General features: G+C 71.7%; 12 protein-coding genes. 7 read left to right on the plus strand and 5 right to left on the minus strand.

Translation table 11 applies throughout. From position 1 onward, the window contains the following. The first annotated feature begins 39 nt into the window (after positions 1–39). The 4 genes from JAO84_RS28145 to JAO84_RS28160 all read left to right on the plus strand — a co-directional run bounded on the left by JAO84_RS28145 (position 40) and on the right by JAO84_RS28160 (position 3,409). Positions 40–294: a phosphopantetheine-binding protein gene (locus JAO84_RS28145; RefSeq protein WP_265865037.1), complete on the plus strand. Its 255-nt coding sequence runs from the start codon at positions 40–42 to the stop codon at positions 292–294. An 18-nt stretch (positions 295–312) separates the two neighbouring features. Beyond that, positions 313–1,449: an acyl-CoA dehydrogenase family protein gene (locus JAO84_RS28150; protein WP_370415319.1), complete on the plus strand. Its 1,137-nt coding sequence runs from the start codon at positions 313–315 to the stop codon at positions 1,447–1,449. After that, positions 1,446–2,537, plus strand: coding sequence for an HAD-IIIC family phosphatase (locus JAO84_RS28155; protein ID WP_370415320.1), 1,092 nt, complete (start codon positions 1,446–1,448; stop codon positions 2,535–2,537). Before JAO84_RS28150 ends, JAO84_RS28155 begins: the two co-directional genes overlap by 4 nt. A 131-nt stretch (positions 2,538–2,668) precedes the next feature. Then, on the plus strand, positions 2,669–3,409 hold the full coding sequence (locus JAO84_RS28160; protein WP_265865040.1) for an SDR family oxidoreductase: 741 nt from the start codon (positions 2,669–2,671) through the stop codon (positions 3,407–3,409). A 74-nt stretch (positions 3,410–3,483) separates the two neighbouring features. On the opposite strand, the gene JAO84_RS28165 is transcribed toward JAO84_RS28160, so the two are convergent. The 5 genes from JAO84_RS28165 to JAO84_RS28185 all read right to left on the minus strand — a co-directional run bounded on the left by JAO84_RS28165 (position 3,484) and on the right by JAO84_RS28185 (position 8,473). After that, positions 3,484–4,518 carry a hypothetical protein gene (locus JAO84_RS28165; RefSeq protein ID WP_370415321.1) on the minus strand — a complete coding sequence of 345 codons (1,035 nt, stop codon included), beginning with the start codon at positions 4,516–4,518 and terminating at the stop codon, positions 3,484–3,486. Further along, positions 4,506–5,183, minus strand: coding sequence for a DUF5819 family protein (locus tag JAO84_RS28170; RefSeq protein WP_370415322.1), 678 nt, complete (start codon positions 5,181–5,183; stop codon positions 4,506–4,508). Before JAO84_RS28170 ends, JAO84_RS28165 begins: the two co-directional genes overlap by 13 nt. Continuing rightward, on the minus strand, positions 5,180–5,410 hold the full coding sequence (locus JAO84_RS28175; RefSeq protein ID WP_370415323.1) for a 4-oxalocrotonate tautomerase family protein: 231 nt from the start codon (positions 5,408–5,410) through the stop codon (positions 5,180–5,182). Before JAO84_RS28175 ends, JAO84_RS28170 begins: the two co-directional genes overlap by 4 nt. A gap of 15 nt (positions 5,411–5,425) precedes the next feature. After that, positions 5,426–6,682 carry a DegT/DnrJ/EryC1/StrS family aminotransferase gene (locus JAO84_RS28180; RefSeq protein ID WP_370415324.1) on the minus strand — a complete coding sequence of 419 codons (1,257 nt, stop codon included), beginning with the start codon at positions 6,680–6,682 and terminating at the stop codon, positions 5,426–5,428. A 156-nt stretch (positions 6,683–6,838) separates the two neighbouring features. After that, positions 6,839–8,473 carry a (2,3-dihydroxybenzoyl)adenylate synthase gene (locus JAO84_RS28185; protein WP_370415325.1) on the minus strand — a complete coding sequence of 545 codons (1,635 nt, stop codon included), beginning with the start codon at positions 8,471–8,473 and terminating at the stop codon, positions 6,839–6,841. A gap of 218 nt (positions 8,474–8,691) precedes the next feature. Here JAO84_RS28185 and JAO84_RS28190 point away from each other — a divergent pair, with 218 nt between their 5' ends. The 3 genes from JAO84_RS28190 to solA all read left to right on the plus strand — a co-directional run bounded on the left by JAO84_RS28190 (position 8,692) and on the right by solA (position 11,207). Continuing rightward, complete coding sequence (locus tag JAO84_RS28190; protein WP_370415326.1) at positions 8,692–8,931, plus strand: phosphopantetheine-binding protein; 240 nt, start codon at positions 8,692–8,694, stop codon at positions 8,929–8,931. A 72-nt stretch (positions 8,932–9,003) separates the two neighbouring features. Beyond that, complete coding sequence (locus JAO84_RS28195) at positions 9,004–10,065, plus strand: LLM class flavin-dependent oxidoreductase (RefSeq protein WP_370415327.1); 1,062 nt, start codon at positions 9,004–9,006, stop codon at positions 10,063–10,065. Continuing rightward, complete coding sequence (gene solA / locus JAO84_RS28200; protein WP_370415328.1) at positions 10,062–11,207, plus strand: N-methyl-L-tryptophan oxidase; 1,146 nt, start codon at positions 10,062–10,064, stop codon at positions 11,205–11,207. Before JAO84_RS28195 ends, solA begins: the two co-directional genes overlap by 4 nt. The last annotated feature ends 5 nt before the right edge of the window (positions 11,208–11,212 follow it).

The raw sequence follows: 11,212 nt of genomic DNA on the forward strand, positions 1-11,212 counted from the left end.
GAACACCCTCACCCGCACACCCGCACAGAGAGGTCCCCGATGGACGCCATCAAGTCCGCCACCAGGGAATTCATCGGCAAGTACGTACGCAACCGGGAACTCGGCGACAGCGACGACCTGTTCGCCTCCGGCTTCGTGAACTCGCTCTTCATCATGCAGCTGGTGATGTTCGTGGAGAGCGAGCTGGCGACCCCGGTCGCCGACGAGGACCTCCGGATGGACAACTTCCGCAGCGTGGACGCCGTGGCCGCCTTCGTGGCGCGCAAGGCCGCGGCCGCCACGCCGACCGCCTGACGACCACGGGGTAGCACGATGCAGTTGACGGCGCGGCAGGAGAGCCTGTTCGCGGAAGCCCGGTCCTACGCGGCGGCGGAGATCGCCCCGTACGCCGGTGCGTGGGACGAGAACGAGGCCGTGCCCGAATCGGCCGTCGCCGGCTTCGCCGCGCGCGGCCACCTCGGTGCCCTGGTGCCTCGCGAGTACGGAGGCGCCGGGCTCGACGCGGTCTCCTTCGGACTGCTGAACGAGGCGGTCGGGCACGCCTGTTCGTCGATGCGCAGTCTGCTGACCGTGCACAGCATGGTGGTGCACGCGGTGACCCGCTGGGGGAGCGAGGAGCAGCGCGCCCACTGGCTGCCCCGCCTCGCCGCCGGCGAGAGCGTCGGCGCCTTCGGGCTCTCCGAGGCCGAGGCCGGCAGCGACGCCGGGCGGCTGAGCACCACCGCGGAACGCCTGCCGGACGGCGGCTACACCCTCACCGGCGCCAAGAAGTGGACCACCTTCGGACAACGGGCCGACGTCTTCCTGGTGTTCGCCCGGCTCGACGGGCAGATCACCGCGTTCCTCGTCGGACGCGACGCACCCGGCCTGGAGGTCGTACCCGTCACCGGCATGCTCGGCACCCGGGCCTCGCTCCTGGCCGAACTGCGGATGGACGACTGCCGGGTGCCGGCCGACGCCCTCGTGGGGCGGCCGGGCTTCGGCCTGTCGGCGGTGGCCACCAGCGCGCTGGACATCGGCCGCTACAGCGTGGCGTGGGGGTGCGTCGGCCTGCTCGCCGCGTGCGCCGACGCCGCCACGGCGCACGCGGACCGGCGCGTCCAGTTCGGCCGGCCGCTGGGCGAGCACCAGCTGGTACGCCGCATGATCGCCGACATGGTCACCGACGCGACCGCGGCCCGGCTGCTGTGCCTGCGGGCGGGGCGGCTGAAGGACGCGGGCGACCCGGCGACCGTGGACGCGACCTGGATGGCCAAGTACTTCGCCTCCGTCAAGGCGTTCCGTGCGGCGGCCGACACCGTACAGATCTTCGGGGCCGCGGGCTGCGCCGAGGGCCACCCGGCCCAGCGCATGCTCCGGGACGCCAAGATCATGGAAATCATCGAGGGAAGCACCCAAGTGCAGCAGGACTACCTGGCGCAGGCCGCCCTGCGGGAGCGTGCCGCATGAGCGAGACCGGCACGACCGCGAAGACCGCCGAGACCGCCGAGACCGCCGAGACCGCCGACACCGGCAAGACCGTGAAGTGCGTGGTGTGGGACCTGGACCACACCGTCTGGGACGGAGTCCTCCTGGAGGACGGGCGGGTCACCGTGCGGCCCGGCGTCGCCGACGCCATCCGGACCCTGGACGAGCGCGGCATCCTCCACTCGATCGCCAGCCGCAACGACCACGCCGCCGCCATGGCCCGGCTCGAAGAGCTCGGCCTGGCTGAGTACTTCCTGCACCCGCAGATCAACTGGGGTGCCAAGTCGGCGTCCGTGCGGTCCGTGGCCGAGGCGCTGAACATCGGCCTGGACACGATCGCGTTCATCGACGACCAGCCCTTCGAGCGGGACGAGGTCTCCTTCGCGCTTCCGCAGGTGCGCTGCCTGGACGCGGCCGAGCTGCCCGGACTGACCCGGCTGCCGGAGCTGATGCCGCGCTTCGCGACGGACGACTCCCGGCGCCGCCGCGAGATGTACCGGGCGGACCAGGTACGGAAGGACGCCGAGGAGCGGTTCGACGGAGCCCAGGACGAGTTCCTGGCCCGCCTCGGCATGCGGTTCGAGATCGCCCCCGCGGGCGAGCCGGACCTGCAGCGCGCCGAGGAACTGACCGTCCGCACCAATCAGTTGAACACGACCGGCGTCACCTACTCGTACGAGGAGCTCGACGCCTTCCGCACCTCGGACCGGCACCTGCTGCTCACCGCCTCGCTCACCGACCGGTACGGGCCGTACGGCACCATCGGGCTCGCCCTGGTGGAGAAGGGGGAGGAGGACTGGCACCTCCGGCTGCTGCTGATGTCCTGCCGGGTGATGTCGCGGGGCGTGGGAACCGTGCTGATCAACCACGTCAAGCGGCTGGCCCGGGACGCCGGGGCCCGGCTGATCGCGGACTTCGTGCCGACCGACCGCAACCGGATGATGTACGTCTCCTTCAAGTTCAACGGCTTCGAGGAGATCTCCCGCGAGGACGGGCGGGTGCGGTTCGCCGCCGACCTGTCGTCCATCCCGCCGGACCCGGCCTACCTCGACGTCCGGGCAGCCGGCTGACCGCCCGACCGCCCGACCGCTTGCGGGGGCCGGCCGCCGGGCCGGCCCCCGCTTCGTCGTATCAGCTCCGTCGTATCCGTTTCCGCATGCCCGCTTCCGTATATCCGTTTTCCGCACACCGAGGACACATGATGACTCTTTCCCAGAAGAAGGCCCTGGTCACCGGAGGCTCGCGCGGCATCGGCCGCGGGGTCGTCGAGCGGCTCGCCGCCGAGGGCGCCGACGTGGCCTTCACCTACCGCGAGCGCGAGGCCGAGGCCAAGGAGGTCGTGGCGGCGGTCGAGGCCGCCGGGCGCACCGCGTACGCCCTCCGCGTGGACCTCACCGAGGTCGCCGAGGTGCGCCGCACCATGGCGGAGGCGCACCGCCTGCTCGGCGGCCTCGACATCCTGGTGAACAACGCCGCCGCGGCGGCCACCGCGACGCGCATCGACGCCGTGACGGAGGAGGAGTTCGACGGGGCGATGGCGGTCAACGCCCGGGCCGTGTTCTTCGCCCTCCAGGAGGCCTCGCGGCTGATGAACGACGGCGGCCGCATCATCAACCTCTCGACCGCCAACACCGCGCTGCCGGTGCCCGGTGTGTCGCTGCACGCCGGCAGCAAGGCCGCCGTCGAGCAGTACACCCGCGTGGCGGCGCAGGAGTTCGGCCCGCGGGGCATCACCGTCAACGCGATCTCGCCGGGCGCCACCGACACCGAGCTGCTGCGGGCCAACATCACCCAGGAAGGCATGGAGCTGGCCGTCCGGATGACCCCGCTGGGCCGGATCGGCGAGCCCGCCGACATCGCCGGTGTGGTGGCCTTCCTCTGCGGCCCGGACGGCGGCTTCGTCAGCGGCCAGAATCTGCGCGTGACCGGCGGCATGGTCTGACCGCCGCCCCGTACGACAAGAGCCCGACCGGTCCGCGGACCGGTCGGGCTCTTCGCTGCCCCGGGGGCGCGGCCTCAGGCCGTGCTCAGCTCCTCGGCAGCGGGGTCCCCGGAGGCCGGTTCGCCGGAGTCCGGTTCCCCGGAGGCCGTCCTGCGTTCCTCGCGCCGGGCCGCCACCCGCTCCCGCAGCAGCCGCGCCCGGCGGAAGAGCGCCTGGTAGTCCGCGTCACGGACGAGCACGGCGTCGATGGCCATCATGGCGAAGCCGAACGTCATCAGGCCCATGCCGGCCATGATGCCGATGTGCATCCCGGCGATGCCCAGGACGACCGCCTCGCGGAACCACCGGCGCGAGGTGAGCGCCGCCGGGAGGACGAGCAGCTGCACCACGATCGCGAAGTAGGTGACGAGGGTCGTCAGGACCAGACTGTCCATCAGCTGGGGGAAGGCGGAGCTGTAGGTGTACTGCCAGACATGGCTGATGTAGTAGAGCGCCGTACCCTCCTGCCACTGCGGCGCGGCCACCTTCCACAGGGCGGAGACGACATAGACCACGCACGCCTGGAAGACGATCAGCACGGCCGCCGTGTTGTGCAGCGAGGTCCGCAGATGCGGCTCGCCGGCGCGCCGCTCAAGGCGTGCGCGGACGCCCTTGGCCAACGGGCTGAAGTGGGCGTTGACGGTGGCGCCCATCAGCAGGATCAGCACGATGCCGGTGAGCGCGTCGCCGCCCTCCCACATCGTGTAGTTGCGGTGGTAGATGGAGGTCATGAACACCGCGTGGACCACCGTCAGGCTGCGCGAGCCGAGCACCGTCCAGGCGAGCGAGACCAGCAGCCCGGCGAAGTACACGAGGTCGAACCAGGTGCGGCCGTCGCTGAGCGCGTACAGCGAGAAGATGTGCTGGTCCCCGGTCAGCGCCTTGAAGGCGGCGAAGCCGGAATAGCTGTCCGGCCCCCACAGGAACGCGCGGTAGGGGATGTTGGAGACGTAGTACAGCGTGGTGCTCACGCCCAGCAGGACGCGGCAGAGCGAGAGTCCGACGAGGTACTTCGGGTGGCTGGACACACCGCGCAGCGCACGCGCGGCGGAGGTCTTCAGTCGGTCCATGGCTGGGCTCCAGGCCGGTAGTCGAACCAGCCGAGGTCGGTGAACACCTCGGAGCGGGGGTCCTCGGGCGAGTGGCGCACGTCGAAGCGCTTGACGGGCGTGTACGTGTAGTAGGCGCGCAGCCGGGTGACCCGGCCGTCCAGGTGGAGCTCGTCCACCAGCGGCGAAAGGACGGTGGCGGTGTCCGTCTTGGCCGCCTCCCGCAGGGCCGTCAGCTCGTTCTGCTGCCCGGAGAAGTCGGAGAGCGCCTTCTTCCGGGCCTCGTCGACGGCCGCCTCCTTGTCGTGCAGGCTGCCGAGTTCGACGCCGAGGTAGAGGCCGACCGCGCCCATGCGGTTCGGGGCGATGCGGATCTCCCGGGCGGTGCCGGCCATCTCGCGGGACAGCGACACCGGCTCGGTGGTGTGCCGGCCGCTCGCGTTCTCGTACTCGACCTGGTAGAAGACCTCGCCGTTGTAGTCCACCGAGTACGGGGCGAGGAGCATCCAGCTCTGCCGGAAGTAGGTGTCGGCGACCGGCGCGACCGCCTGGTACGCCTGGGTCCGCGCGGGCGAGACGGGCGCGTTGACGATGAGCGTCATGGCGACGAAGGCCAGGCCGAGCAGCGGCGGCAGCCCCATGCCGAGCAGTCTCCACCGGCCGGTGCCGGTGCGTGGTTCCGTCATGACCGGGGCTCCTGCTCCTGGGCCTGCTCCTGGGTGGCGGGGCGCGGGCCGGTGCTGCCGGCGATGCCCCAGCGGTGGGCCGGGACGGGTGTGAGGACGATCCAGGTCTGGTCCCGGATCTCCTCGCCGAACACGTTCACCGTCGCCTGGGTGAGCTGTTCGACCAGCTCCCGCTCGGTCTGCTCGGTCAGACGCTGTTCGAAGATCTTGACCTCGATGAAGGGCATGGTGGTTCCTGTCTGTCAGACGGCGGCGGCCGTGCCGCCGCGGAGGTTCGCGGCCGCGCCGGTGACGGCGGTGAGGGCGGCGGTCAGGGCGTCGACGAGATGGTCGACCTGGGAGTCGGTCAGCCCCGGGTGGCAGGGCAGGTTCATGTGCTGCTCGAACCAGAGCCGTTCGGCGACGGGGCACTCGCCGGGGCCGTGCCCGCGGAACCGCCACTCCGGCGTCAGATGCAGCGGGAAGTAGCGCAGCTGGGCCTCCACACCCCGCGCGTCGAGCTCGCGCAGCAGGGCGTCGCGCGTGTCCCGGTCGCTTACGAGGAAGGTGTAGAGGTGGTAGGCGTGGCCGACGCCCTCCGGCGCGGCGACCGGCCGGGTGCCGGGGAAGGCCGCGAGGACCTCGTCGAGCCTGCGGGCGATCAGCCGGCGGCGGGCCACCAGCTCGTCGAGCCGGTCCAGTTGGGCCAGGCCCACCGCGGCCGCCGCCTCGGACATCGTGGCGTTCGTGCCGGAGTTGCGGATGCCGGTGCAGGCGCGGTCGTAGATCTCGTCGGCGAACATCATCCAGGGCAGTGCGGCGGGCGCCTCCGCCGCGGCCGTACCGTGCTCGACGTAGACGCCGTCGACCGAGTTGTCCCGGTGGCGGCGCACCCGCTCCGCCCAGTCGTCGCGGTCCAGGGTGATCATGCCGCCCTCACCGAGGCTGGTGATGTTCTTGGTGGAGTGGAAGCTGAAGGTCGCGATGTCGGCCAGCGCACCGGGCCGGCGGCCGTGGTAGGTGGCGCCGAGCGCGTGGGCGCTGTCCTCGATCACCGTGATGCCGCGGGGCCGGGTGAGCGCCATGATGGCGTCCATGTCCGCCGGGCAGCCGCCGTAGTGGACCAGGATCACGGCCCGGGTCCGGTCGGTGATCAGCGGTTCGAGGGCGGCCGGGTCCATGTTCAGGGTGAGCGGGTCGATGTCGCAGAACCTGACCGTGACGTCCAGGTCGAGCAGCGGCTGGATGCTGGCCTGGAAGGTCTGCGGCGTCACCACGACCTCGTCGCCCGGGGCCAGGTCGAGCAGCCGGATGGCGATCTCCAGGGCCACCGTCCCGCTGGTCACCGACAGGGCGTGCCGGGCGCCGACGTGGCGGGCGAAGGCCTGTTCGAACGCCTCCCGCCACCCCCCGGCGGAGAGCGGGGCGTCGGAGGAGACGAGCCGCCCCAGGACGTCCAGTTCGCGATCGCCGATGACGCTGCCTCGGCGGCCGCCCGGCACGACGTAGCGTTGCTGCATACGGAGGTACCCCCATGACGGAAAGGCGTCCCGCGCCGTGCGGGACGTGGGCTGATGGGTGCCCGCGTGCCGGGCCCGGCGGAGCCGGGGCACGCGGGCGCGCCCCGGCGGCGTGGATCGCCGGGGCGGCGGTCCCGCCGGCCGGGGCGGACGCGGTCAGTCGGCGGCGGCCATGCGCTGCGCGAGTTCCGCGGAGAGGGCCTTCTTGTCGACCTTGCCGAGCCCGGTCAGCGGGAAGGCGTCGATGACTTCGAGGCGGTCCGGCAGCTTGTACTCGGCAAGGCCGCGGGCGCGCAGCAGACGCTTGAGCTCGGGGAGCCGGGGCGGCTCGCCGGCCGGTACGACGAAGGCGCAGACCCGTTCGCCCATGACCTCGTCGGGCATGGCGACCACGGCGGCCTGCTGGATCCCGTCGTGCACGGCGGTGACGTGCCGCTCCACCTCGGTGGCCGAGACCTTGTCGCCGCCGCGGATGACGACGTCCTTGACCCGGCCCTGGACGACCATGTCCCCGTCCTCGGTGAAGCGCACGAGGTCGCCGCTGCGGTAGAAGCCGTCCTCGGTGAACGCCCCGGCGTTGTGCTCCTCGGCGCGGTAGTAGCCGCGCAGGGTGTACGGGCCGCGGGTCAGCAGTTCACCGGTCTCGCCCGGGGCCACCGGCCGGTCCTCGAAGTCCACCACCCGGATCTCGTCGGCGGGGGAGATGGGCCGGCCCTGGGTGGTGAGCACCCGGTCGAGCGGGTCGTCGTAGCGGGTGAAGGTGAGGAGGCCCTCGGCCATGCCGAACACCTGCTGGAGCCGGCAGCCCAGGGCCGGGGTGACCCGGGCGGCCACCTCGGGGTGGAGCTTGGCGCTGCCGATCTGCAGCACCGAGAGGCTGCTCAGATCCCGCTCGGTCCACTCGGCCGCGTCCAGCCACATGTGGGCGATGGTCGGCACGCAGGAGGTCATGGTGACCCGCTCCCGCTCGATGAGCGCGAAGCACTCGTCGGGGTTCGGCGTCCTGGCGAGCACGACCGTGCCGCCCTTGCTCAGGGTGCCGAGCACGCCCGGGCAGCCCCAGGTGAAGTTGAACTCGATCGGAAGGACGGCCAAGTAGATGGTGTCGCCGTCGAGTTCGCAGATCTCCGAGGCGGCGCGGATCTGGTACGCGTAGTCCTCGTGGGTCCGCGGGATGAGCTTGGGCAGCGCGGTCGTGCCGCCGGACAGCAGGAAGAAGGCGGCGTCCGTCGGGTCCGCGCCGGCCGGCTCGTCCTGGGCCGGGACCGCGGCCGGAGTCGCCGACAGCTCCTCCAGGGAGCTGTGCGGGCCGGGGTCGCCGAGGACGAACACCTCGCGCAGGGACGGGACCGAGGCGAGCACCTCCGAGGCCAGTTCGCGGTGGTCGAAGCCCTGATGGACGTCCGGCACCACATAGGCGACGGCACCGGAGTGCGCGCACAGATGGCTGATCTCGTGGCGCCGGTGCGCCGGCAGCGCGAAGACGGGCAGCGCGCCGAGCCGGAAGAGACCGAAGCAGACGGCCACGAACTCCGGGGTGTTGGGGAGCTGGACCACGACCCGGTCGCCCGGCCCGACGCCGCGCGCGGCGAAGCCCGCAGCCAGCCGGTCCGCCCAGGTGTCGAGTCCGGCGTACGTCACGCGCCGGTCACCGCCGACGAGGGCGGTCCGGTCGCCGTACGCGGCCGCCCAGCCGCGCAGCAGCCGCCCCAGCGTCTCCCCCCGCCAGTATCCGGCCTCCCGGTATGCCGCTGCGGTGGCCTCCGGCCAGGGAACGCATCCGTCCTGCATTTTCAGTCCTTTCTCCTGTCAACACAATCGATGGTTTCCGGGGCTGATATTTTGGTGATGCTAACCGAGCCGTCAGAGTTTCGGCACCGCCAATATCCGACGCTTTAGGATGCGGCACAACGCGTCAATAGCCCCTTTTAAGGGGCCTTTTAGGGGCGGCGGCTAGGGTTGATTCCCGGTTGAGCCGTCAGACGGATCCGAATGGTGCGGTGTGGAAATTGAGTAACCAAGGTGTCATTCCGGAGGACAAGGCGGAGCTGCGGCGGGTGCTCGCCGACCGGCTCGGTGTCAGCGTCTCCGAGGTGACGGACGACGTGAATCTCCAGGACCTCGGACTCGACTCGATCGGTGTCATGGGCATCGTGTCGGGCTGGCAGCGAGGCGGCCTCCAGGGCGAGATCGCCGAATTCGCCGCGATGCCCACCCTCAAGGCCTGGTGGGAACTCATCTCCCGGTAAGTCACGGGGCGGCCCGCCCGGCGGCGCCTGTCATTCCCTCAGCAAGCCATTGGAGTCACGATGCAATTCGGCGTGAATTTCTTTCCCGTTGTCGACCCGGCGAAGAAGAGCGCGAGCGACTACTTCGACGAGGCGCTCCGCCTGGTGTGCCTGGCCGAGGAGCTCGGCTTCGAGCACGCCCAGTGCGTGGAGCACTACTTCTCCCCGTACGGCGGCTACATGCCCGACCCGGTCACCTTCCTCACCGCGGCCGCCGCGCGCACCAGCCGGATCCGCATCGGCACCGGAGCGGTCATCCCCGCCTTCACCCACCCGCTGAAGCTGGCCGGCAAGCTCGCGATGCTGGACAACCTCTCCCACGGGCGGCTCGACGTCGGCTTCGGCCGCGCCTTCCTGCCGCAGGAGTTCGAGGCCTTCGGCATCGACATCGACGAGAGCCGGGCCCGCTTCGCCGAGGGCGTCGAGGTCTGCCGTCGCCTGTGGTCCGAGCAGGACGTGGTCTGGGAGGGCTCCTTCCACCGGTTCGGCCCCGTCACGATGCTCCCGGAGCCCGTCCAGAAGCCGCACCCGCCCATCTTCATCGCCTCCGCGATGAGCCCGGACTCGTGCGCCGCCGCCGGACGCGCCGGACACCACCTCCAGGTGGTGCCGTCGGTGACCTCCCGCGAGCAGCTCCAGTCGATGCTGGCGGGCTACCGCGAGGCCTGGCGGGAGGCCGGCCACCCGGGCAGCCCGCGCATCCAGATCAAGTACACCTGCTACGTGGCCGAGGACCGCGCCAAGGCGCTCGACCTCGCCGAGACCTTCGAGGTCAACTACGTCGAGCACATGGCCGAGGCGGTGGCGAGCTGGGGCCGGACGCGCAGCGACGCGTACCGCGGCTACGAGCAGTTCGTCGAGAAGGTCAAGAAGTACGACTTCCGGCAGTCGCACGCCGACAACAAGGTGCTCGCCGGCACCCCGGACGAGGTGCGCGAGCAGATCGCCGTGCTCGTCGACTGGTTCGGCGCGGACCCCACGCTCAGCCTCCAGTTCAACCCCGGCCACATGCCCTACGAGGACGCCGAGCGCGCCATGACGCTCTTCGCCGAGCACGTGATGCCCGCCTTCACCGGCCCGGAGCAGCCGGCATGACCCGGACGCCCGACGCGGACGTCGCGGTGGTGGGGCTCGGCGCCTGGGGGGCCTCGGCCCTGTGGCAGCTGGCCTCGCGCGGCGTGCGCGTGCTCGGCTTCGAGCGGTACGGGCTCGGCCACCCCTTCGGCGCGTCGCACGGCGGCACCCGGATGTTCCGCGTCACCTGCCTCGAACACCCCGGACTCGTACCGCTGGCCCAGCGGTCCCGGCAGCTGTGGCAGCAGCTGGAGACCCTCACCGGCCGCGCCCTCTTCGACCAGGTGGGCGCGGTCCTGATGGGCCCCGCGGACGGACACATCGCCGGCGGTTCGCTGCGGGCCGCCCGGGAGCACGACCTGCCCGTGGAGACCCTGACCGCCGGTGAGCTGAGCCGGTGGCTGCCGCAGCACGCGGCGTTCCAGGACGGCGACATCGGCGTCCGCGAGCCGGAGGCCGGATTGATCCGGCCGGAGGCGGCGGTCCGCGCCGCCGTCGGCGCGGCGGCCGCGGCCGCCGCCCGGGTCCTCACCGACACCCGGGTCACCGCGATCGAACCGGCCGGCGACGGCGTGGTCGTCCGCACCCCCGCCCGTGACTTCCGGGTCGGGCAGGTCGTGGTGACGGCGGGCCCGTGGCTCGACACGCTGGTGCCCGGACTGCCCCTGGAGACCGTACGGGTCCCCCAGACCTGGTTCCGGCCGGCCGGCGACCCCGCACCGTTCACCCTCGACCGGCTGCCGCCCTTCATGCGGGAGCTCGGCGGCCGCGGCGCCATCTGGGGCCACGGTTCCCACGACGGCCCGGACGTCAAACTCGGCCTGGAGGACGGCGGAAGCGCCTTCCGGGTCACCCCCGCTGACGACTGCGACCGCGGCGTCACCCCGGAGGACTGGACCGCCGTCTCCGGCCTGCTTGCCGAGGCGGTGCCCGGCATGGGCGCCGTGCCGTCGCGGACCGAGGTCGGCATGTTCAGCCGCACTCCCGACAAGCAGTTCCTCATCGGCCGCCCGCACGGCGACCCGCGACTGGTCGTCGCCGGCGGCTGCAACTTCCACGGCTTCAAGCACTCCACCGGCATCGGGGAGGCGCTGGCCGACATCGTCCTCGGCCGGCCGACCGGCTGTCCGCTGGACTTCGCCGATCCCAACCGATTCCTGTAAGTCCT

It is taken from the genome of Streptomyces fradiae (genome assembly GCF_041270065.1).
Taxonomy (GTDB): Bacteria; Actinomycetota; Actinomycetes; order Streptomycetales; family Streptomycetaceae; genus Streptomyces.